This is a genomic window from Marichromatium bheemlicum, assembly GCF_012276755.1.
GTDB lineage: Bacteria > Pseudomonadota > Gammaproteobacteria > Chromatiales > Chromatiaceae > Marichromatium > Marichromatium bheemlicum.
Genome location: NZ_JAAXKX010000021.1, coordinates 32,435 through 53,200 on the forward strand (window position 1 = coordinate 32,435; position 20,766 = coordinate 53,200).

At 66.8% G+C, this 20,766-nt stretch carries 21 protein-coding genes and 1 tRNA gene; 13 read left to right on the top strand and 9 right to left on the bottom strand.

All coding sequences use genetic code 11. The features are described 5' to 3' along the window. Position 1 precedes the first annotated feature (1 nt). The 4 genes from tsaB to HF203_RS13095 all read right to left on the bottom strand — a co-directional run bounded on the left by tsaB (position 2) and on the right by HF203_RS13095 (position 4,355). Positions 2-679, bottom strand: coding sequence for a tRNA (adenosine(37)-N6)-threonylcarbamoyltransferase complex dimerization subunit type 1 TsaB (gene tsaB / locus HF203_RS13080; RefSeq protein WP_168670418.1), 678 nt, complete (start codon positions 677-679; stop codon positions 2-4). 91 nt (positions 680-770) lie between these two features. Then, on the bottom strand, positions 771-1,760 hold the full coding sequence (locus tag HF203_RS13085) for an adenosine kinase (RefSeq protein WP_168670420.1): 990 nt from the start codon (positions 1,758-1,760) through the stop codon (positions 771-773). A 72-nt stretch (positions 1,761-1,832) separates the two neighbouring features. Further along, a complete protein-coding gene (locus tag HF203_RS13090; RefSeq protein WP_168670422.1) occupies positions 1,833-2,822 on the bottom strand; it encodes a ribonuclease T2 family protein in 990 nt (329 codons plus the stop codon). Between the two features lie 45 nt (positions 2,823-2,867). Continuing rightward, positions 2,868-4,355 carry an FAD-linked oxidase C-terminal domain-containing protein gene (locus HF203_RS13095; protein WP_168670424.1) on the bottom strand — a complete coding sequence of 496 codons (1,488 nt, stop codon included), beginning with the start codon at positions 4,353-4,355 and terminating at the stop codon, positions 2,868-2,870. Positions 4,356-4,486: 131 nt separating this feature from the next. Between HF203_RS13095 and HF203_RS13100 the strand changes: the two genes are divergently transcribed. Beyond that, positions 4,487-4,562, top strand: a tRNA-Thr gene (locus tag HF203_RS13100). Positions 4,563-4,758: 196 nt separating this feature from the next. On the opposite strand, the gene HF203_RS13105 is transcribed toward HF203_RS13100, so the two are convergent. Further along, the gene (locus HF203_RS13105) at positions 4,759-5,358 is read right to left on the bottom strand and encodes an NAD(P)H-dependent oxidoreductase (protein ID WP_168670426.1); all 600 of its coding nucleotides are present in this window, start codon (positions 5,356-5,358) and stop codon (positions 4,759-4,761) included. 84 nt (positions 5,359-5,442) lie between these two features. Between HF203_RS13105 and HF203_RS13110 the strand changes: the two genes are divergently transcribed. After that, positions 5,443-5,808, top strand: a complete 366-nt coding sequence (locus tag HF203_RS13110; protein WP_168670428.1) for a winged helix-turn-helix transcriptional regulator — start codon at positions 5,443-5,445, stop codon at positions 5,806-5,808. Positions 5,809-5,827: 19 nt separating this feature from the next. On the opposite strand, the gene HF203_RS13115 is transcribed toward HF203_RS13110, so the two are convergent. Beyond that, complete coding sequence (locus HF203_RS13115) at positions 5,828-6,769, bottom strand: LysR family transcriptional regulator (RefSeq protein WP_168670430.1); 942 nt, start codon at positions 6,767-6,769, stop codon at positions 5,828-5,830. A 116-nt stretch (positions 6,770-6,885) separates the two neighbouring features. On the opposite strand from HF203_RS13115, the gene HF203_RS13120 reads away from it, so the two are divergent. Beyond that, complete coding sequence (locus HF203_RS13120; RefSeq protein ID WP_168670432.1) at positions 6,886-7,458, top strand: cytochrome b; 573 nt, start codon at positions 6,886-6,888, stop codon at positions 7,456-7,458. 91 nt (positions 7,459-7,549) lie between these two features. Continuing rightward, positions 7,550-8,542, top strand: coding sequence for an aldo/keto reductase family protein (locus tag HF203_RS13125; protein ID WP_168670434.1), 993 nt, complete (start codon positions 7,550-7,552; stop codon positions 8,540-8,542). Between the two features lie 259 nt (positions 8,543-8,801). On the opposite strand, the gene HF203_RS13130 is transcribed toward HF203_RS13125, so the two are convergent. The 3 genes from HF203_RS13130 to HF203_RS13140 form a co-directional block, all read right to left on the bottom strand. After that, positions 8,802-10,874 (bottom strand): TonB-dependent receptor, encoded by a 2,073-nt coding sequence (locus HF203_RS13130; protein ID WP_343043924.1) that lies wholly within the window; start codon positions 10,872-10,874, stop codon positions 8,802-8,804. 660 nt (positions 10,875-11,534) lie between these two features. Further along, positions 11,535-12,122, bottom strand: a complete 588-nt coding sequence (locus tag HF203_RS13135; protein WP_168670438.1) for a L,D-transpeptidase — start codon at positions 12,120-12,122, stop codon at positions 11,535-11,537. A 94-nt stretch (positions 12,123-12,216) separates the two neighbouring features. Next, the gene (locus tag HF203_RS13140) at positions 12,217-13,068 is read right to left on the bottom strand and encodes an NAD(+)--dinitrogen-reductase ADP-D-ribosyltransferase (protein ID WP_168670440.1); all 852 of its coding nucleotides are present in this window, start codon (positions 13,066-13,068) and stop codon (positions 12,217-12,219) included. A 181-nt stretch (positions 13,069-13,249) separates the two neighbouring features. Between HF203_RS13140 and nifH the strand changes: the two genes are divergently transcribed. The 9 genes from nifH to HF203_RS13185 all read left to right on the top strand — a co-directional run bounded on the left by nifH (position 13,250) and on the right by HF203_RS13185 (position 20,738). Further along, complete coding sequence (nifH, locus tag HF203_RS13145) at positions 13,250-14,131, top strand: nitrogenase iron protein (protein WP_005224879.1); 882 nt, start codon at positions 13,250-13,252, stop codon at positions 14,129-14,131. A gap of 116 nt (positions 14,132-14,247) precedes the next feature. Continuing rightward, positions 14,248-15,732, top strand: a complete 1,485-nt coding sequence (nifD, locus tag HF203_RS13150) for a nitrogenase molybdenum-iron protein alpha chain (protein ID WP_168670442.1) — start codon at positions 14,248-14,250, stop codon at positions 15,730-15,732. Positions 15,733-15,933: 201 nt separating this feature from the next. Next, the gene (nifK, locus tag HF203_RS13155; protein ID WP_168670444.1) at positions 15,934-17,505 is read left to right on the top strand and encodes a nitrogenase molybdenum-iron protein subunit beta; all 1,572 of its coding nucleotides are present in this window, start codon (positions 15,934-15,936) and stop codon (positions 17,503-17,505) included. 310 nt (positions 17,506-17,815) lie between these two features. Then, complete coding sequence (gene nifT, locus HF203_RS13160; RefSeq protein WP_168670446.1) at positions 17,816-18,034, top strand: putative nitrogen fixation protein NifT; 219 nt, start codon at positions 17,816-17,818, stop codon at positions 18,032-18,034. Between the two features lie 24 nt (positions 18,035-18,058). Next, complete coding sequence (locus tag HF203_RS13165) at positions 18,059-18,259, top strand: 4Fe-4S binding protein (protein ID WP_168670448.1); 201 nt, start codon at positions 18,059-18,061, stop codon at positions 18,257-18,259. 62 nt (positions 18,260-18,321) lie between these two features. Continuing rightward, positions 18,322-19,008, top strand: coding sequence for a dinitrogenase iron-molybdenum cofactor biosynthesis protein (locus tag HF203_RS13170; RefSeq protein ID WP_168670450.1), 687 nt, complete (start codon positions 18,322-18,324; stop codon positions 19,006-19,008). Next, complete coding sequence (locus tag HF203_RS13175; RefSeq protein WP_168670452.1) at positions 19,005-19,268, top strand: DUF6129 family protein; 264 nt, start codon at positions 19,005-19,007, stop codon at positions 19,266-19,268. The genes HF203_RS13170 and HF203_RS13175 overlap by 4 nt, the downstream gene beginning before the upstream one ends. Before the next feature lie 45 nt (positions 19,269-19,313). Then, on the top strand, positions 19,314-20,270 hold the full coding sequence (locus HF203_RS13180) for a hypothetical protein (RefSeq protein WP_168670454.1): 957 nt from the start codon (positions 19,314-19,316) through the stop codon (positions 20,268-20,270). Positions 20,271-20,438: 168 nt separating this feature from the next. Beyond that, positions 20,439-20,738, top strand: coding sequence for a hypothetical protein (locus HF203_RS13185; RefSeq protein ID WP_246221780.1), 300 nt, complete (start codon positions 20,439-20,441; stop codon positions 20,736-20,738). The last annotated feature ends 28 nt before the right edge of the window (positions 20,739-20,766 follow it).

The window sequence follows — 20,766 nt, forward strand, 5'->3', positions numbered from 1 at the left end:
ATCAGCCCTTGCGGGTGACCTGATCGCGCAGATAGACGGGGATGGCCAGTTCCGGTACCACCTCGTGACCGAGCCGGTGCTCGGCCTCGGCGAGCAGCGCCAGATCACGCGCCTCGCAGATCCCTTCCTCGAGCACCCCGGCGAGCGCCGTGCCGATCCGCAGGCGTAGTCGCGCGTCATAGGCCGTCCAGCCGGGACCGACCCCGTACCAACCCTCACCCTCGGGCTGTGGCACCGCCTCGGGTGCACAGACGCGCTCGCTGCCGCGTGCCTCGGCCAGCCCGGCTTCGTTGATCTCGAAGGCCCCCCAGTAGACCTCGTCCATACGCGCGTCGAGCGCCACCAGCAGCCGGGTGTGACCGCTGCGACGGTAGGCGCCCTGGGCGATCGCCGCCAGGGTCGAGACCGGGATCACCGGCTGGTCGACGCCGAAGGCCACGCCCTGGATCACCGAGGCGGCGATCCGCACCCCGGTGAAGGATCCCGGCCCGCGCGCGAAGGCGAGCGCGTCGAGGTCGGCGAGCCGCAGCCCGGCCTCGTCGACGAGCTGCTGCATCATCGGCAGGATGAGTTCGGCGTGGCGTCTGGGGGCGGTCTCGAGGCGCTGGGTCAGGGTCCCGTCCTGCAACAGGGCGGCTGAACAGGTCTCACCTGAGGTGTCGATCGCAAGGAGCTTCATGATGGTGGGGTTACCGGGGTGATCGATGGTGCCCGCTGGTAACGGGCGATGACGCCGGGGCCGAGGCCCCGGCGTGCCGGGGCGGATGTTGTCAGGCGAAGTCGCGCAGCACCGCTTGGGCCTGCTCCCTGGTCAGACGTGGACCGAGGCTGGTGACCAGTCGGGCCGAGGCCGCCGAGGCCAGGTCGCCGGCGCGCTGATGATCCCAGCCCTGGCTGAGACCGTAGAGGAAGGCGCCGGCGAACATGTCGCCGGCACCGACGGTGTCGACCGCCTTGACCGGCACCGGGGCGATCTCGAGCATCTGTGCGCCGTCCCATACCAGTGCGCCCTGCGGGCCACGGGTGATGGCGAAGCTGTGGCTGAGGGTCTTGAGATAGGCGACGGCGTCGCCGAGGTCCTCGCTGCCGGCCATGCCCATGGCCTCGAACTCGTTGGCGAACAGCAGGTCGACGCCCGAGCCGATCATCTCCAGCAGGCCGTCCTTGAAGAACTTCACCATGTTGGGGTCGGAGAGCGAGAAGGCGGTCTTGACGCCGGCCTCGTCGGCGATGCGCTTGGCCGCCTTGGCCGCCTCACGGGCGCTGTCGGAGGTGACCAGATAGCCCTCGGTGTAGAACCAGCCCGAGTCGCGCAGCGCCTCCTCGACCAGCTCCTGGGGCGACAGCCCCTGGCTGATGCCGAGGAAGGTGCACATGGTGCGATCACTGTCGGGGGTGACCAGCACCACGCAGCGCCCGGTGTCGCCGGCCTCCTTCTCGGTGTGGAGGTTGGTGTCGATACCGCCCTCGACCAGGTCTTGCATATAGAAGTGGCCGAGCTCGTCGTCGGCGACCTTGCAGGAATAGAAGCCGCTGCCGCCGAACTGACCGACCGCGATCACGGAGTTGGCCGCCGACCCACCCGAGCCACGCTGATGCTGGCGTTCACGAAGGTGATGCATGATCGCCGCCTGCTGCTGCTCGTCGACCAGGGTCATCACGCCCTTGTCGATGCCGAGGATACCGAGATCGTTGGGGTCGACCTCGAACTCCATGTCGACGAGTGCGTTACCGATCCCATAGATGTCGTATTTGGCCATAGTGTCTCCGTGCTCCTGAAGTCGAGGGCACATTGTACAGATGTCGGTCGGGGGTGCAGGGGGGCGATGTGTTCAGTCGCGACCAGCGCGGTCGACGCGTCCGCCCTTGCAGCCGGCGGCGCGCGGTGGCGCGGCGCGCAGTAGCGCGTCGAGCCCGTGCCCGGCCTCGATCGGCCCCTTGAGGGCGAGGCGCAGCTCGCTGATCAGACCGTCGTGACAGACTAGCTGCACCCGCTCGCCCGCGCCCTTGCCGAAGGCCTTGTCGAAGGCCGCGCGTACCTCGCTCGCGCGCAGGTGCTGGCCGATGCGCGAGACGAAGAGGTCACGGACCGGCGAAGCGTTGAGCGCGGCGAGCAGCCGTAGCGAGTCGGCGAAATAGCCCTCGGGGTCGTCGCCGTAGCAGCTGCCGTGCTTGACCCACTCGTGACGGTGCAGCGCCGAGCGCGTGCCCGGCATCACCCGGTCGAGTTCGCGCCGGGTGTCGGGTGCGAGCGCGAGCGCTGGCAGCTGCTGCCAGTCGCCGTCGCGCGACAGCGCCCGCGCCCTCGCCGGGACGTCGCAATAGACGTTGTCGCGCGGTTGCGGCCACAACCCGTGGAGCGAGAAGGCGCGGGCGTCGAAGCGCTGCGGGGTCTGGTTGCGGCACTCCGGCGCGCGGCCACGGCGCTCGCAGAAGGCCGGCTGCCAGCTCACCGCGAGCAGATAGCGCGGCTCGCCGGTTGGGGCTGGCGGCGTGGCGGTGTCGGCGACCTCGACCAGCCGCCCACAGTCGCGTGCCACCCAGCGCTGGGAAGGCTCGACGCCCTGCAGGCGCAGCAGGTAGTGGCTGGGCTGGTCGGGGCGGTTGGCACCGACCACCGGGTAGCGTGCGCCCGGGTCGAGATGGATCGCCCCGGGGTTGGCGTCGTGACGGATGGCGACGGTGGCCGGGCAGGCGCGTTCGGCGATCAGGGTCGCCGAGAGCGGCGCGGCGCGCAGCGGCGCGAGCGCGCCGAGCGCGAGCAGCAACGCCGCCGTCGCGCGCCATGTCGGCAGCGGTCTGATCGATGGGGTTCGGGTCATACGGTCACGTCCTCGCTGGCGTGGGCCCGGCGCGCGCCGGGCCGATCAATGTCGGTGCGGGTGTGCGGGCGAGGGCAGTTGACGGTACTCCGAGCAGCGTCGTGGCGTCGGCACGCCCTTGCCGGGGTTGAGCAGTCCCGCGGGGTCGAAGGCCGATTTTACCGCGTGGAACTGCGCCAGTTCGCGGGCGCTGAACTGTACGCACATCTGTCCGAGCTTCTCCACCCCGACCCCGTGCTCGCCGGTGATGGTGCCGCCGACCTCGACGCACAGCTCGAGCAGACGGGCGCCGAGCGCCTCGGTGCGTTCGAGTTCGCCGGGACGGTTGGCGTCGAACAGGATCAATGGGTGCAGGTTGCCGTCGCCGGCGTGGAACACGTTGGCCACCGCCAGGTCGTGCTCGGCGGCCAACTCGGCGGTGCGGCACAGCACCTCGGGCAGGGCGCGGCGTGGGATGGTGCCGTCCATGCAGTAGTAGTCGGGGGAGATCCGACCGACGGCGGGGAAGGCCGACTTGCGCCCCTGCCAGAGGCGCACGCGTTCGGCCTCGTCGCGCGAGACCCGCACCTCGGTGGCGCCGGCGCGCGCGAGCAGGGTCTCGACCGCCTCGACCTGAGCGGCGACCTCGGCCTCGGTACCGTCGAGCTCGCAGAGCAGGATGGCGGCGGCCTCGACCGGGTAGCCGGCACCGATGAAGTCCTCGGCGGCGCGGATCGCCGGGCCGTCCATCATCTCCAGTCCCGCCGGGAGGATGCCGGCGGCGATGATCTCGCCCACCGCCGCGCCGGCCCGGCCGACGTCGTCGAAGGCGGCGAGCAGGGCGCGCGCCAGCGGCGGGCGGGGCAGCAGCCGTACCGTCACCTCGACAGTGATCCCGAGCATGCCCTCGGAGCCGATATAGAGCGCGAGCAGGTCGTAGCCGGGGCCGTCGAGCGCCTCGCCGCCGAGTTCGATCAGCTCGCCCGCGGCGCTGACCAGCTTGAGCGCGAGCACGTTGTGCACCGTCAGGCCGTATTTCAGGCAGTGCACCCCGCCCGAGTTCTCGGCGACGTTGCCGCCGATGGTGCAGGCGATCTGGCTGGAGGGGTCGGGGGCGTAGTAGAGCCCGTGGGCGGCGGCCGCCTCGCTGATGGCGAGGTTGCGCACCCCGGGCTGGATCCGCGCCAGCCGCGCCTCGGGGTCGAGCGCGAGGATGCGGTCGAGCCGCGCCAGGCTGAGCACGATGCCCTCGCCGCAGGGCAAGGCGCCGCCCGAGAGGCCGGTGCCGGCGCCGCGCGCGACCACCGGCACCCGACGCTGGTGACACAGCCGCATCACCTGCTGCACCTCGGCGACATCGCGCGGCAGGACCACCAGCAGTGGCGTCTGGCGATAGACCGAGAGCCCGTCGCACTCGTAGGGGCGCACCTCCTCCTCGCGCGCGAGTACCGCCTCGGCGGGGAGGACGGTGCGCAGCGCGCGCGCCAGTTCGGCGCGGCTGGCGCACAGCTCGGGGTCGTCGAACGGACGTCCGGGTGGCTGGATCCGGCTCATCGGCGGTCTCCTCGGCGCTGGGGTCGGTGCCGTCGGTCGGGACGGACGACGGCGTTTGAGCATCGGGTGCGCTTCGCGCTAGAATCGCCACCCCCGGCACCTTTCTTGGGTGCCGGGTCTCCTACCTCAAGGCTGGCGTAGCTCAGTTGGCAGAGCAACTGATTTGTAATCAGTAGGTCGTCGGTTCGAATCCGTCCGCCAGCTCCATCCCCCACGTCCCCGGTCTCTGCCGATCCCGCGTCCCGAGACTTGATCAGGGGCGCTGTGGCCTGGGCGTCATGTTCCTTGCAGGCCTGCCGCTATCGCTCTACCTGAGCTGCTCCCGATTATTGACGACATGCCGCCGTCATGCACCGCCAGTCGGATAGGACTGGCTGGCAGTACCATCGCCGGGACCGGTCCGCTATGTCGCGGTTGCCTCGATGTGTTCTGCCAGATGGGCATCGAAACGGCTCAGGGCCTGCTCGATGTCCGGGTTCTTCATCACGTCGTAGCAGGCGAAGGTCGCGAGCGGCGTCATGTCGAAGAAGCGGAAGTTCATGTGCACGGGGAAGAACAGGTCGTCGACCGAGCGGCCCTGGAAGAGATATTGCCCGGGGTCGTCGAAGGCCGCCCGGGGGGCGTTGAAGGTCAGTGAGAGCATATAGCGCTTGCCGGTCAGGGTGCCGCCGGAGCCGTATTGTTTGGAAGGGTCGCGGCGGGTGCGACCGTCGCCCTCGCACAGCTCACCCTCCATGCCCGCCGAGTAGACCTCGTCCATGTAGCGCTTGAATGTCCAGGGCACGCTCATCCAGTAGACCGGGGTCTGCAGCAGGATGATGTCGGCCCACTGGTGTTTGTCGAGTTCGTCGGCGAGCGTGTAGCCATCGTGGACGACAGTGGTGCGGATGGCGTGACCTTGGTCCCCGAGCCAGGTACGGGCGCGGTCGACGAGCGTGGCGTTGAGCCGGCCGGGTGAGGACGGGTAGGGCTCATGGGCGTTGATGATGAGGATGTTCGACATCGCTGCGGCTCCACCGTGTGAGACTGTGGTGGTATGGTGTGACAACCGGTAACCATCGTCAATCAGTATACTTTTTGTAACTACATGAAGACACCGAAGCCCTCCCTCGAACCGATACCCGATGGGTGCAAGGCCGTCCTCGATGCCTGTCCCGAGCCCTGTCCGATCGAGCGTGGGATGCGCATCATCGGTGGCAAGTGGAAGGGCTCGATTCTCTGGCACCTGCAGGACGGACCGGTACGCTTCAACGACCTGGCGCGCCAGCTCGGCGGTGCCAGCAGGAAGATGATCGCGCAGCGGCTCAGGGAGATGGAGGAGATGGGGCTGGTGGAGCGTACCGTGCTCAGCACCCGCCCGATCGCCGTGACCTACGAGATCACCGCCTTCGGACGCTCGTTGCTGAGCGTGCTGGAGCAGCTCAAGGCGTGGGCCGAGGCCAACGGGGTGTGAGGGTGTCGTGCGTCGCGTGTCAGTGTTCGGTGTCGACCGACTGCCCGTGTGCGGCCTTGAGTTGGTGACGGATCCACAGGCACATCGGGTCGCGGTGGAAGCGCTCGTGCCAGTAGAGGTGGATCTGCGGGCGATCCAGGGTGGTGGTGGTCGGTGCCTCACGCACCACCAGCGCGCGGCCCCGGCTCAGTGTCTCGGCGAAGCGCCGCGGCAGACGGAAGACGACGTCGCTGTGCTCGCAGAAGGCGGCGATAGAACTGAAGCTCGACAGGCGCAGCGGCTCGTTGAGCCGCTCGCCGGGTGCCAGCAGTCCCTGCTCGACCAGCTCTTGCCCGAGTAGGCCGCCGCCGCGACTGGTCAACGAGACCAGGCCGTGACGCGCGGCGATATAACGCTCGAGCGTCAGCTCGCCGCGTGCCAGCGGGTGGTTGGCGTGCATCACCAGCGCGAAGGTCAGTGGCGCCAGGGGGGTGCGGTGGAGTTCGCCGGCGCCGGTGGCGGGGGTGAGCGCCGAAAGCACGAAGTGCACCTCGCCGCGTTCGAGCTGGCCGAAGTGTTCGCGCGGCTCGCTCTGGACCTCCAACACCATTCCCGGCGCCAGCTGGCTCATGCGTGCGAACAGTGGTGGCAGGAACCAGCCGATCTCAGGCTCGGGACCGTGGAAGCGCACCGTCTGGGTCGAGGTCGCCGGGTCGAAGGCCGGGTCGGCGACCAGTCGCGCGGTCTCGGTGAGCAGCTGGCGCAGCCTCGGCAGCAGTCGCTCGGCGCGCGCGCTCGGTACATAGCCGCCGGAGGTGCGCACCAGCAGCGGGTCATCGAACAGGGTACGCAAGCGTTGTAACGCCCGGCTGACGGCGGGCTGACTCATACCGAGCTGCTCGGCGGCGCGCGAGACGTGACGCTCCTCCAAGAGCTGGCGCAGCACCACGAGCAGGTTCAAGTCGAGGTCACGAAGATCCATCCGGTGAATATGCATTATCTCATCTATGCATTGGAAGCATGGTTGGGGGCGGCCTAATCTGGCCGTCCTGAAACCCAATCGCCGCCGCTGCGGCGGCACCAGATGGAGATTGAACGATGCGTCCAGATACTCCCACCAGACTGAGCGGCAATACCATCGCGCTGCACTGGATCGTCGCGGTGATGATGATCGTGCTGACCCTCAGTGGGCTCTACATGGAACAGGCCGGGGTCTATGCGCTCTACCCCTGGCACAAGTCCTTCGGCGTGCTGATCGTGTTGTTCGTGGCACTGCGAGTGCTCTGGCGCATCCGTAACGGCTGGCCTGCGCACGTCGGGCGCTATACCCAGATCGAACAGTGGTTGGCCAGAGTGGTGCACTGGTTGCTGATCGTCGCCACGGTGCTGATGCCGGTCTCCGGCTTTATGATGTCGGCGCTGGGCGGGCACGGCGTGTCGCTGTTCGGGCTGGAGCTGGTGGCGCCGAACCCGGACCCGGCCGACCCGCAGCAGGTGGTGCCGATCAACGCGCTGTTGGCGCAGCTCGGTCACTGGCTGCACGGTCTCGGCGGTAACCTGCTGATCGGTGCCGTGGCGCTGCACCTCGTCGGCGCGCTCAAGCACCATTTGATTGATCGCGACGGCACGCTGCGGCGGATGCTCGGCGCCGAGGTGCAGGTCAGCGGCTGAGGCCGGTCGGTTGGCGCGACGGGCCGGGTTGGTCCGTCGTCGCCGCGCTGCTAGTGTTGCCTCGACATGACCAACCCTGGGAGTGCGAGACATGCGCGACGCGCACCATGACCTGCGAACCGTCACCCTGCACAACGGCGTGCGGATGCCGACCCTCGCCTTCGGCACCGCCTTCGGCGACTGGGTGGGCGCGACCGCCTTCCAGGGCTTCCTCCCCGAACAGGCTTGGCGCGCCGTCGATCTGGCGCTGGACAACGGCTATCGGGCGTTCGACTGTGCCCATGTCTACGGGACCGAGCGCATGGTCGGCACCCTGCTCGGTCAGCGCTTTGCCAGCGGCGCCCTGACTCGCGATGCGGTCTTCATCACCACCAAGCTCGCCCATCCGGCCGCGCCGCCGCACCTCAACGTCTCGCACAAGCGGACCTGGGACGCCGATCGGGTCGAGGACATCGCCCAGCGGGTCCGCGACGACATGGTCGACAGCCTCGATGATCTCGGGCTCGGCTATGTCGACCTGCTGCTGGTGCACTGGCCGGGGAGCTTCAGCGCGCCGCCCGGCGGCGACCCGGAGGTCTCGCGGCGCGTCCGTGCCACCATCTGGCGCGCCTTTTGTGAGCTTGCCGACAAGGGCGCGGCGCGCGCCATCGGTGTCTCCAACTTCACCATCGACCATCTGCGCCAGCTGATCGCCGACGTGCCCGAGCCGGCGTACCGTCCCGCGGTCAATCAGGTCGAGATTCACCCCTATTGCCGGGACCCCGAGCTGGAGGCCTTCTGCCGCGCGCAGGGCATCGTCGTCACCGCCTATGCGCCCTTCGCCAGCGGGGCCTTCGAGTTGCTGCGTGACCCGGTCCTGGTCGCCATCGCCGGGCGTCACGGCAAGAGCCCCGGTCAGGTCGTGTTGCGCTGGCACCTGCAGAGCGGTCGCACCGCGCTGCCCAAGACCTCCAGGGCAGAGCGCATGGTCGAGAACCAGGCGATCCACGATTTCGTCCTCGACGCCGAGGAGATGCGAGCGATCGATGCGCTCGGCGCCGGCGTGGCGCGGCGCACCTGCCCGGATCCCTACACGATCGTCTGAGGACGCGGTCTGTGCGCCGCGCGTGGTTCATGCGCGTCGGCCTCGATGAACGGGGCAGCGACCGACGAGCTGACCGGATCCCACGTTCCTTCGACGGTTGATCGGGTCGCGAAGACGCTGCGGACGGGGTCGACCCGCAGGCCTTCCTTGGCATGGTCTCCCCGTCGATGGGCTCACGGTTGGCGCTGCGTCTTCGTCCGTGGTGGGCTGTGGAGGAGGGGATGCCCGGTCATCCGTTCCCGGGCATGGCGGGTGTGGCTCAGAAGACGTAGCTCAGTCCGACGCCGAAGCTGCGTGGCCGACCCGGATAGCCGATACGGGCGCTGTTGCCTCCCGGGTAGTAGGGGGCGATGTGGTAGCCGTAGAGATCGTAGTCCTCGTCGAGCAGGTTCTCGCCCCAGACATAGAATTCCACGCCCTTTTCCTGGAGCCCGATGCGCAGGTCGAGCTTGTTGTAGGCGTCGAGTTCGAAGTGGTTCTCGGGGTTGGCGGGACGTGAGCCGACGTAGCGGTTGGTCAGCTCGGTGCTCAGGGTGGGCGAGTCGAGCCCCAGGAAGGCCGGTAGCGACCTGATGTAGTTGATGGAGACGCTGGCGCCCCAGTTCGGCACCTCGGGTACCTCGTTGTCGTCCTTGACGGGACTCGCGCTGTCGTCGCCGTCGACCAGGATGTGGGCGTCGAGGTAGGTGACCGCGCCGCTGAGGGTGAGGCCGTTGCCGACCCGCCAGACGCCTTCCAGCTCGACACCCTTGCTCTCGGTGTCGTAGTTCTCGACCAGGGTCGACATCGACTGGGGATCGAAGCTCAGCAGGTGGTCGTCCTTCACCTTGTTGTAGAAGAGCGCGCCGTTGAGTCCGAAGCGACCGTCGGCGCTCTCGAATTTGAAGCCGGTCTCCAGACTGTTGACAGTCGCGGCCTTGTAGGGCGGGTCTTCGCCACCGGCGGTGAAGTTGGTGCCCTCCTGGTTGAAGCCACCGCTCTTATAGCCGCGGGCGAAGAGACCGTAGAGGTTGATCTCCTCGGTCAGCGCATAGCCCAGGGCGATGCGACCGGTCAGGTAGTCGTCGCTCAGGCTCTGCTCGTCGTGCGCCGTGCGGATCGAGCTGGGATTGCTGGGATTGGCGACCCAGTCGGCCTCGTAGTCCTTCTCCTCCCAGGTGTAGCGGGCGCCCAGGGTCAGCTTGAGGCGCTCCATGTTCGGTATGGGCATGGTCGTCTCGCCGAAGACGGCGAGCGCCTCGGTGGTGAAGTCGCGGTCGATCCTGGCGTTGTAGGGATTGTAAGGATAGAAGTTGTCGTAGTTGTCGCGGCTGTCCCAGGTGCGGTCGGAGTAATAGTAATTGACACCGGTGACCCAGAAGAGCTCGGATCCGGGTTTGGAGGATAGACGGATCTCGTTGTTATAGACGGTCTCGTCGGAGACGGTGCTCCAGCGCGCGTCCGGTTGCGTGCCGACGAGTTGCTGATAGGTCCGTCCCTCGTAGATGGGCGTGGTGTTCTTGTTGTCCGACTCCGAGTAGCCGCTCAAGAGCGTCAGCACGGCATGTTTCAGCTCATGGTTGAGTTCGGCGGTGAAGCGGTTCATCCGGTGACTGTCGGAGAGGCTGCCCGAGGGTTGGTTCACCCTGGGGGAATCGCTGTAGGGGTAGAGTACGTAGTCGACGTCGCTGTCCTTCTGCTCCTCGTGACCGGCCGTGAGCAGCAGGCTGGTGCCGACGACGGGCTCCCACAGCAGCGAGCCGCGGACGGCCTGATCGGTCGGCTCGACGACCGGGTCGCCGTCGACCTCGTTGGTCACGAAGCTGTCGATCCGAGAGGTGCGCGCGGCGATGCGGGCGCTGAGGGTCTCGGTCACAGGCCCGCCGACTGCCGCCTCAAGCATCCAGTAATTGTCCTCACCGACCTCGCCGCGTACATAGCCCTCGGTCCAGCGCGTCGGCCGGCGGGTGGTGATGTTGACGGCCCCGGCCTCGGAGTTGCGCCCGAACAGGGTGCCCTGTGGACCCTTGAGGACCTCGACGCGCTCGACGTCGAGCAGGTTCATCGTCGAGCTGGTCGCCGAGAGCGGCAGGCCGTCGAGGTTGATGACGACCGAGGTGTCCTCGCCGCTGACCTTCTGCAGCGAACCGACGCCGCGGATACGCAGCGTCCGGTTGCTCATACCCATGTTCGAGACGAAGTCGACGCTCGGTGTCTGTTGCAGCATCTGGCTCAGCGAGCGCAGCCGCCGCTCCTCGAGTTGCTCGCCACTGACGGTGGAGATGCTGAAGGGGATGTCCTTGGCTAGCTCGGCGGCTCGGCGCGCGGTGACCGTCAGGGTGTCGAGGGTCACCGCGGCCTCGCTTGCCGCATCGTCGGCTTCCTCGGCCAGTGCGTTTGCGGTGGTGCCGAGGCATAAGGCGCCGGCGATTGCCAGGGCGACCGGCTGTCTTCGGCGTCCGTTGCACGCGGTTCGGGGCCACGCAGCCGGGTCTCTGGTATTGCGTCGAGTCATGTTGAACCACCTGTCTTAAGAGGGACGTCGTGCCTGCGCCGCGATGGACGTGAGTCAATCTCGCGGGCTGAATGGCGTGTCGGCGGCGGGGAGACAGGACGGCTTGGTGGGCGTTTGCGATACGGGGGGCAGTGGCAGAGGTGACTGTCGTCGATCTCGTGTTCGATCTATTTGATGTGCAGACCGAGCAACCGCCTGGTGAAGCGTGAGTCGGGCATCGCTCGCGGTGCGCCGTCGGCCAGGATCCGTCCTTCGCATGCAATGCCGCGGCCGTTCGTCGAGATCCCCGTGCCGATGCCTATTTTAAATGAAAACGAATATCGATTTCATTAATTTTGATAAACCCTTGCCTGCACCATGATGTCGAGCGCTGATCTGGTCATGGGGCGCATAGCCTCCACGTCTGCGGTGATCGAGGACATGCTGGAGCAGCGCCCGCGCAAGACCGAGGGCGTTGCTGATAGTGAAATCTCGGGTAAAGGCTGCGCTGCCTCGGCATCAGTCGACGACCTCGACGCGGTCGCCGAGCCGCAGGCGCTCGAAGAGAAAGCGGGCATCCTGCTCGCCGACGCGTACGCAGCCGTGCGAGTCGGGGTAGCCGGGAAGCCAGCCCTCGTGGAGGAAGTAGTGGCCGTGGAACTGGATGGCGTAGGGCATCCACGCCTGCCAGCCGAGCTGGTTGGTGTAGCGCGAGGAGACCTTGTCGATGTCCTTGGCGAGCACGGCGAAGCGCCCGCGCGGGGTGGGGTGGCCGGCGCGGCCCGATGAGATCGGGCCGCTGTGCACCGGCTCGCCGTCCTCGATATAGGTGAAGCGCTGCTCGCCGAGATCGATGCGGATGGTGCGCCTGGCGGCGTCGCTCGGCCCGCTCGGCGGTCCGGGGTCGGTGGTCGGGGGTGTTCCAGGTGGTTGTGGTTCGGTGGCGACCGTGGCGGGTGCGGTCGCGACTGGGGCGTCGACCGGTTCCGGCGCGGGGCGCTCGGGCGGCGCCGCGCAGCCGCTGCCAAGTAGGGTCAAGGCGAGCAGGATGGTCGGGGCGGTGGCGGGATGGTTTCGGTCTGTCGCCGTGTCGCTCGGCTGCTCCATGGTTCGCTCCCTCGGCGTGCCCACCCGTCTCCGAGGCCGGGGCTCGCCGGTTTGGATCCGCGTCGCGCCCTCCCTGTCCGCGCCGCCCGGCGGCTCATAGCACCGAGATCCGCACCTCGTAGACCCCGCCGATCACCACGTACTCGTCCTCGCCCTTGAGCAGGTCGGGGAGCAGCCGGTTGTAGAAAAACACCTTGGGGCGCGGCACCTCGGTTTCGAGGATGTAGTCGCCGAACTCGTCGGCGCGCTCACGCTCGCTGGTGAAGCTGTTGAGGTTGTTGAGCAGCACGCGGTAGCGATGGCGTCCGACCCGTTCGAGGACCTCGTGTTCGTCGATGCGGTTGACCCCGCGATAGAGCCGCAGGTGGGTGCGCCCGGGGTCGCGGCGCTGCAACTCGTACTGGCCATAGGTGTAGAGCAGGTCGAGCTGGGCCTCGAGGGCGTTGGTGGCATAGAGACCCTGGGCGCCGGCGGCGATATAACGCAGATAGGTCTCGCTGGTGCGTTCGTGTAGGGGGCCGGCATGGTGGCGGGCGAGTAGGCCGAAGCGGCTCTCCACCCAGCGCTTGAGTACCGCCCCTTCGCGTCCATCGGCGTCGAACGACCAACCGCGCACCAGGCGTCGGTAGTCGGCCTTGGCGCGTCCGCGTCTGTCGCGGCCGAGTCCGGCCTCTTCGGGGCGATCGAGGAGGAAGCGCCAACGCATGTAGTCCTGGAAGTGGTGAGCGCGGTCGCGGGGCTCGGGGATGGCGTCGAGGTTGCGCAGGAGCGGGGTGTGGAGCGGGGCGATGCCGTCGAGTTCGAGATCGATCGGGTGTTTTTGATAGGTGAGGCTACCGAGGATCACCGCCGGCAGGTTGCAGCGGTTGAGCGGGAGGCGGACGCGGGCCGGGAGCGAGGGCAGCGGCGGGGCGACACGGTGGGTCGATTGTCTGTTGCTATCCATACACCCCTTACGGCTTTGTCGTGGATGCGACCATCCGAGTGGACCCCGATCGGCTTTCAATAATCGATCATAATCAATGCGGTAGGTCGTTTGCTTGATGTTGGCACAAGGGCTGCAAATGCCCTTGTGTGGATGACATCGAGCAACGCTCGCGAGTGCGGGCCAACGAGAGGAACCTACCATGGCAACACGACAGTGCGCCATCTACGGCAAGGGCGGCATCGGCAAGTCGACGACCACCCAGAACCTGGTCGCCGGGCTCGCCGAGCTGGGCAAGCGGGTGATGATCGTCGGGTGCGACCCCAAGGCCGACTCGACCCGGTTGATCCTGCACTCCAAGGCCCAGGAGACCATCATGCAGATGGCCGCCGACGCCGGCTCGGTCGAGGACCTGGAGCTTGAGGACGTGCTCAAGGTCGGCTTCGGCGACATCAAGTGTGTCGAGTCCGGCGGTCCCGAGCCGGGTGTCGGCTGCGCCGGTCGCGGCGTCATCACCGCGATCAACTTCCTCGAGGAAGAGGGTGCCTACGAGGAGGATCTCGACTTCGTCTTCTACGACGTGCTCGGCGACGTGGTCTGCGGTGGCTTCGCGATGCCGATCCGCGAGAACAAGGCGCAGGAGATCTACATCGTCTGTTCCGGCGAGATGATGGCCATGTACGCGGCCAACAACATCGCCAAGGGCATCGTCAAGTACGCCAGTTCTGGCGGCGTGCGTCTCGCCGGGCTGATCTGCAACAGCCGCAATACCGCCCGCGAGGACGAGCTGATCATGGAGCTTGCGCGTCAGCTCGGCACCCAGATGATCCACTTCGTCCCCCGCGACAACATCGTGCAGCGTGCCGAGATCCGTCGCATGACGGTCATCGAGTACGACCCCAAGTCGGGCCAGGCCGACGAGTACCGCACGTTGGCGCAGAAGATCATCGATAACCAGATGTTCGTGGTGCCGACGCCGATCTCGATGGATGCACTCGAGGACCTGCTGATGGAGTTCGGCGTGCTCGAGGAAGAGGACGAGAGCATCGTCGGTAAGACCGCAGCAGACGAGGCGGTGGCCTGAACCCCGTTCCAACCCCTTGTGCGGACACGCCGCCGTCGGCGACGTCCTGCCCCCCCAGCGTTTCTCACCGCGCGACCGTCGGCGGATTGGCCGCGGCGCCGTATAGAGGACACAGCATGTCGACCATGACCCTCGAAGAGACCAAGGCCCTCATCCAAGAGGTGCTCGAGGCCTATCCCGACAAGGCGCGGAAGGACCGCGCCAAGCATCTCGCGGCCAACGACCAGTCGGTCGAGCAGTCGAAGAAGTGCATCATCTCCAACCGCAAGTCGCAGCCCGGGGTGATGACCATCCGCGGCTGTGCCTACGCCGGCTCCAAGGGCGTGGTGTGGGGGCCGATCAAGGACATGGTGCACATCTCCCACGGCCCGGTCGGTTGTGGTGCCTATTCGCGCGCCGGGCGTCGCAACTACTACACCGGCCACACCGGGGTGAACACCTTCGGCACGATGAACTTCACCTCCGATTTCCAAGAGAAGGACATCGTCTTCGGCGGGGACAAGAAGCTCGAGAAGCTGATCGACGAGATCGAGCAGCTCTTCCCCCTGGTCAAGGGCGTGAGCGTGCAGTCGGAGTGTCCGATCGGCCTGATCGGCGACGACATTGAGGCGGTGGCCAAGAAAAAGACCAAGGAGCACGGCAAGCCGGTGGTGCCGGTACGCTGCGAGGGCTTTCGCGGCGTGTCGCAGTCGCTCGGGCACCATATCGCCAACGACGCGATCCGCGATCACGTGCTCGGCAACCGCGATGACGACGAGGGTTTCGAGACTAGCCCCTATGACGTGGCCATCATCGGTGACTACAACATCGGCGGTGACGCCTGGTCCTCGCGCATCCTGCTCGAGGAGATGGGGCTGCGGGTGGTGGCTCAGTGGTCGGGCGACGGTACCCTACCGGAGATGGAGCTGACCCCTAAGGTCAAGCTCAACCTGATCCACTGCTACCGCTCGATGAACTATATCAGCCGCTACATGGAGGAGAGGTACGGCATCCCGTGGATGGAGTACAACTTCTTCGGGCCGACCAAGATCGCCGAGTCGCTGCGCAAGATCGCCGCCTTCTTCGACGAGACCATCCAGGCCAACGCCGAACGGGTCATCGCCAAGTACCGGACCGAGTACGAGGCGGTGATCGCCAAGTACCGTCCGCGTCTCGAGGGTAAGAAGGTGATGCTCTATGTCGGCGGGTTGCGACCGCGTCACGTCATCGGCGCCTACGAGGACCTCGGCATGGAGGTCGTCGGCACCGGTTACGAGTTCGCCCACAACGACGACTACGACCGCACCATTCAGGAGATGGGCAATGCGACCCTGCTCTATGACGACGTCACCGGTTACGAGTTCGAGGCCTTCGTCAAGCGCGTCAAGCCCGACCTGATCGGCTCGGGGATCAAGGAGAAGTACATCTTCCAGAAGATGGGCGTGCCCTTCCGCCAGATGCACTCCTGGGACTACTCGGGTCCGTACCACGGCTACGACGGCTTTGCCATCTTCGCCCGCGACATGGACATGACCGTCAACAACCCCTGCTGGAACAGCATGCAGGCCCCCTGGCTCAAGCCGACCGCGGTCGAGACCGAGGCGATTGCCGCCAGCGCCTGAGGCAGCACTGCAGTAGATGGACCGCCGAGGCGCGAAGGGCGCAAAGGTGTCCACCAAGGTTTGGCCTTCTGCCGTGCGGTGGAGCCAGCCGACCTGCCAGTACCCCTTGGTGTCCTCTGCGTCTTTGCGGTTCAAGATCTTCTCTTTCCCAGGACCCGATGCCGTCGTCCGCGGATTTGCGGCGCGGTAGGAGCACACGCCATGAGCCAGACCGTCGACAACATCAAGCCCTGTTACCCGCTGTTCTGTGACGCGGATTATGCCGAGAGCCTCGCCAACAAGCGCGCGACCGTCGAAGAGATCGTCTCGCCCGAGCGTATCGAGGAGACCTTTGCCTGGACCACCAGCGCCGAGTACCAAGAACTCAATTTCCAGCGCCAGGCGCTGACCATCAATCCGGCCAAGGCCTGTCAGCCGCTCGGCGCGGTGCTCTGCTCGCTCGGCTTCGAGAAGACGCTGCCCTATGTGCACGGCTCGCAGGGCTGTGTGGCCTACTTCCGCACCTACTTCAACCGTCACTTCAAGGAGCCGGTGGCCTGTGTCTCGGACTCGATGACCGAGGACGCGGCGGTGTTCGGCGGCCAGAAGAACATGTTCGACGGGCTGGAGAACGCCCGCGCGCTCTACAAGCCGGAGATGATCGCCGTCTCCACCACCTGCATGGCCGAGGTCATCGGTGACGACCTCAACGCCTTCATCGGCAACGCGCGCAAGGAGGGGCATGTCCCCGAGGACTTCCCGGTGCCCTTCGCCCACACCCCGAGCTTCGTCGGCAGCCATACCACCGGCTGGGACAACATGTTCGAGGGCATCCAGCGCTACTTCACCCTCAACGCGATGGAAGACAAGGCGGTCGGCTCCAACGGCAAGATCAACCTGGTGCCGGGCTTCGAGACCTATCTCGGCAATTACCGGGTGATGCACCGGATGATGCAGGAGATGGGGGTCGACTACAGCCTGCTGTGCGATCCCGCCGAGGTGCTCGATACCCCGGCCGACGGTGCGTACCGGATGTACGACGGCGGCACCCCGATCGCCGAGGTCAAGGACGCGCCCAACGCCGTCGACACCCTGTTGCTGCAGCCCTGGCAGCTGGTCAAGACCAAGAAGTTCACCCAGCAGACCTGGAAGCACGATGTCCCGGCACTCAACATCCCGATGGGGCTGGCGTGGACCGACGACTTCCTGATGAAGGTCTCCGAACTCACCGGCAAGCCGATCCCCGAGTCGCTGACCCGCGAGCGCGGTCGTCTGGTCGACATGATGACCGACAGCCACACCTGGCTGCACGGCAAGAAGTTTGCGCTCTACGGTGACGCCGACTTCGTCATGGGCATGACCCAGTTCCTCATGGAGCTGGGCGCCGAGCCGACCCACATCCTCTGCAGCCACGCCAACAAGCGCTGGAAGAAGGCCGTCGAGAAGCTGCTCGCCGAGTCGCCTTATGGCGCCTCGGGCAAGGTCTACATCAACCACGACCTCTGGCACCTGCGTTCGCTGTGCTTCACCGACAAGCCCGACTTCCTGATCGGCAACAGCTACGGCAAGTTCATCCAGCGCGACACCCTGCACAAGGGCAAGGACGCCGAGGTACCACTGATCCGCCTCGGCTTCCCGATCTTCGACCGTCACCACCTCCACCGCATGACCACCCTGGGCTACGAGGGTGCGATGTACATCCTCACCACCCTGGTCAACGCGGTGCTCGAGCGTCTTGACGAGGAGACGCGCGAGATGGGCGTGACCGACTTCAACTACGACCTGGTGCGCTGACCTGGAACCGCGAAGGCGCCAAGGACGCAAAGGTGTGATGGGCGCGTCCCGCTGCCTTCGCGGTCGAGCCACGCACGTGGGGTGCGCTGCCGACCATCGCTCGCCCGACTCTTGGTGGACGCAAAGGCTGTTCGCAAGGTCGCCCGGGGCGAAACACAAGCAGGTCCGTAAGCACCCCATGTGTGCCGATCCATCAGATGCGCGCGGGCCGGAGAGCCTGGAAACCGAATGCCGTGGACGGGGTAGGTGCTGTTGGCGCTCTTCGCGTCTTCGCGGTTTTTCCCGCCGCATCGCAGACAAGGCGAAACCGATGCCTAACGTGATGATCCGCAAGAACGAAACCGGGGCGCTGCTTTTCTATGTCGCCAAGAAGGACATGGAAGAGACCATCGCCTCGGTCGAGCAGGACAGCGCCGAGCGCTGGGGCGGGGAGGTGGCGTTGACCGACGGCTCGCGCTGGTACATCGACCCGATCAGCCCGCCGCCGAACTTCCCCACGACGCTGCGTTTCCGCCGCGTGGACGACTAAACCGCCCTGAGGAGGCACCCCATCATGGCCTATCAAATCCTGCGCGACCTGTGCACCGCCTGTGGCGACTGCGAGCAGGCTTGCCCGAGCCACTCGATCAGCCCCTGGAAGGGGGTCTACCGGATCGATGCCGCCACCTGTACCGAGTGCGACGGCGAGGGCGAGCCGGGGATGCCACAGTGCCTCGACGCCTGCATGGAAGAGGACTGCATCGTCCCGGCCTGAGCCGGATCCGGCCCGTCCCGATGCGCTGGGACGGGTCCCGCCAACACCAGGGAGTCACCCTCATGACCGCCGTACCACTCTCCGACGACATCGCGCTGCGCATCGGGCTTGCCGCCCGGATCCTCCCCGAGATCGGTGTCGCGCGTCTGTTGCGCGTGCTCGACTCCGCCCTGGGGCTACCTCCGACCGCTGACACGCTCGAGCGTCTGCGATTGCGCGATCTGCGCCAGGGTGCCGACGGCGCGCTCGCCGATCTCGAGCCCGAGCGGCTGAAGGATGCGCTCGCCATCCTCAGGGGCGAGGTCGGTGACACCCAACCGCCCCCCTTGCCCGAGCCCTATGTCGAGGGTGAGCTGCCGGGCTCGATCCGGGTCGCTTGCGCCTCGGACTCGGGCGAACAGCTCGATGGTCACTTCGGCGCGGCGCGCCGCTTCCTGGTCTATCAGGTCTCGACCGCGGAGATCCGGTTGATCGAGGTCCGTGAGATCGACGACGGTCGGGCCGAGGACGATCGCAACAGCTATCGTGCCGGCCTGATCGCCGACTGTCAGCTGCTCTACGTCGCCTCGATCGGGGGGCCGGCGGCGGCCAAGGTGGTCAAGGTCGACGTCCACCCGATCCGCCTCGGTGCTGGTGGTGAGATCCGGGAGCACCTGCGTGCGCTGCAGGACGTGCTTGCCGGGCATGCTCCGCCGTGGCTGGCCAAGGTCATGCGCCAGGGCGTTGCCCCGGCCGGGGGGGCGGCATGATCGCGCCCGAGCGCATCGAGCAGGTTGTTGCCGTGGTCTCGCGCATCGGTGCCAACGCGCAGACCGTGCAGGCGTTGCGCGAGAGTTTCGACGAGCTGCACTTCACCCTCTGTCTGGAGGATGAGGTCGGCGTCCGCGAGCCCTATCGCGAGCTGCTCGGGGTGAGCCTCTATCTGGTCGGCGCCGGCGCCTCGGGGTGCGCCGCCCTGACCGATGACCCGGATGCGGCCAGCGGGCTGCTGCTCGCCACCCACGCATGAGCCGGGGCCGGCCCGTGCTCCTGTCACCGAATCGAGTCCAGTCCGATGACGATGATCGCCAACACCTCCGTCCGTCCGCCTGTCGGCGAACTCGAACAGGCCATCGCCCGGGTCTGTCGGGATTGGTCGCCAGGGGGTGGGGTTGCGGCCTTGAGCGAGCGCCTCCAGGCGATGTTTCCTGGGCAACCGCTGCGCCATGTCCTCACCCGTGGTGGTTGGTATCGACTGGGGGGCGTGATCGACCTCGAGGGCCGGCGGGTGGCTGAGCAGGTCCGCCCCTGGGCCGAGGCCGCGTTCGCCGCCGCGGGTGGAGATCTGGAGCGCTTGCTCGACGGCCTGCCCCTGGGGCGGCTGTTCGTCACCCGCGTCGAGGGCCGTACCCACTATCTGAGCGTTGCCACTGGCCCGGCCCCCGAGGCCGCCATCCAAATCGAGCTCGAGGAGCTGAGAGAGGTACTCGAGCGCCCGCTGACCGACCCCGATTGGTACCCGGAGGGGCTTGCCGAATTCGTCGATCCGACCGACTTCCCCAGACTCGAACCCGAGCCGGTGGCGCCGCCGCGTCTGGTGTTGCGGCGTGTGTTGCGGTTACAGCCGCTGCTCGCCCGGACCGGGTACGGTTGTGGATTACCGCGCTTTCTCGCCGACTGGATACGAAGCTCAGCCGCCGAGCAGGTGCAATTCTGTCACCACTGGATTGTCGCGGTACGCGATGAGGATGGACATGACCGTGCGCGGCCGGTGGCGGCTACCGGTACCCCGGATGTGTCACTACAGTGGGTCGATGGGGTGCGTGGCGCGGCCCTGGCCAATCGGCTCCACGCCTTCGATCGCAGCCAGGGCTATCCCTTCGCCTGGTACTTCCACATGCTCTCCGACCCGCGGGTGTCGCACCGGCTCGCCGCAGCGGTGCATGCCGATCTGATGGGGGCCTATGCCTACCTGCCGGCACGCGACCTGCGGATACTGCGTGATTGGTGTCGGGAGCCATATGGGGTCTGACCCGCTGGTTTGAGATCGACTGCGGCCCTGCGGTTTCGAGGCGGTGCTAGAATCGGGCCTCGGAGGCATGCCGGTTTGCGCATGCCGACCTGACAGGCAGTCCTGCCTTCATCACCGCACCGCGCTTGCGCGGGTGGTCAACCAGGGGAGTTGGTTATGAAATGCGTCATGCTCCTGACCGGAAACGGCCCGATCGTGATCCTGACCTCTTACGATTCGATCGAGAACCCGAAGCTGCTCGATCGCCTCAACAACAAGGGGATCCCCAAGTTTCTCGCCTATGAGATCCCGCTGGAGTTGGCCGAACAGCGTTATGGCGGCCACTTCCGTAAGGTCACCAACGGTTTTACCGAGACCGACGACCTGCGGGTGCTCGATCACAACGGCCATCGCGCCTTCAACCTGTTCAGCTGGGACGAGCTGGGCGAGCCGCTGGCCCACGAGGCCCCGCTCTCGACCCATATCTAGTTCCCCCGCCCGGCCCGGCGTGGGCCGG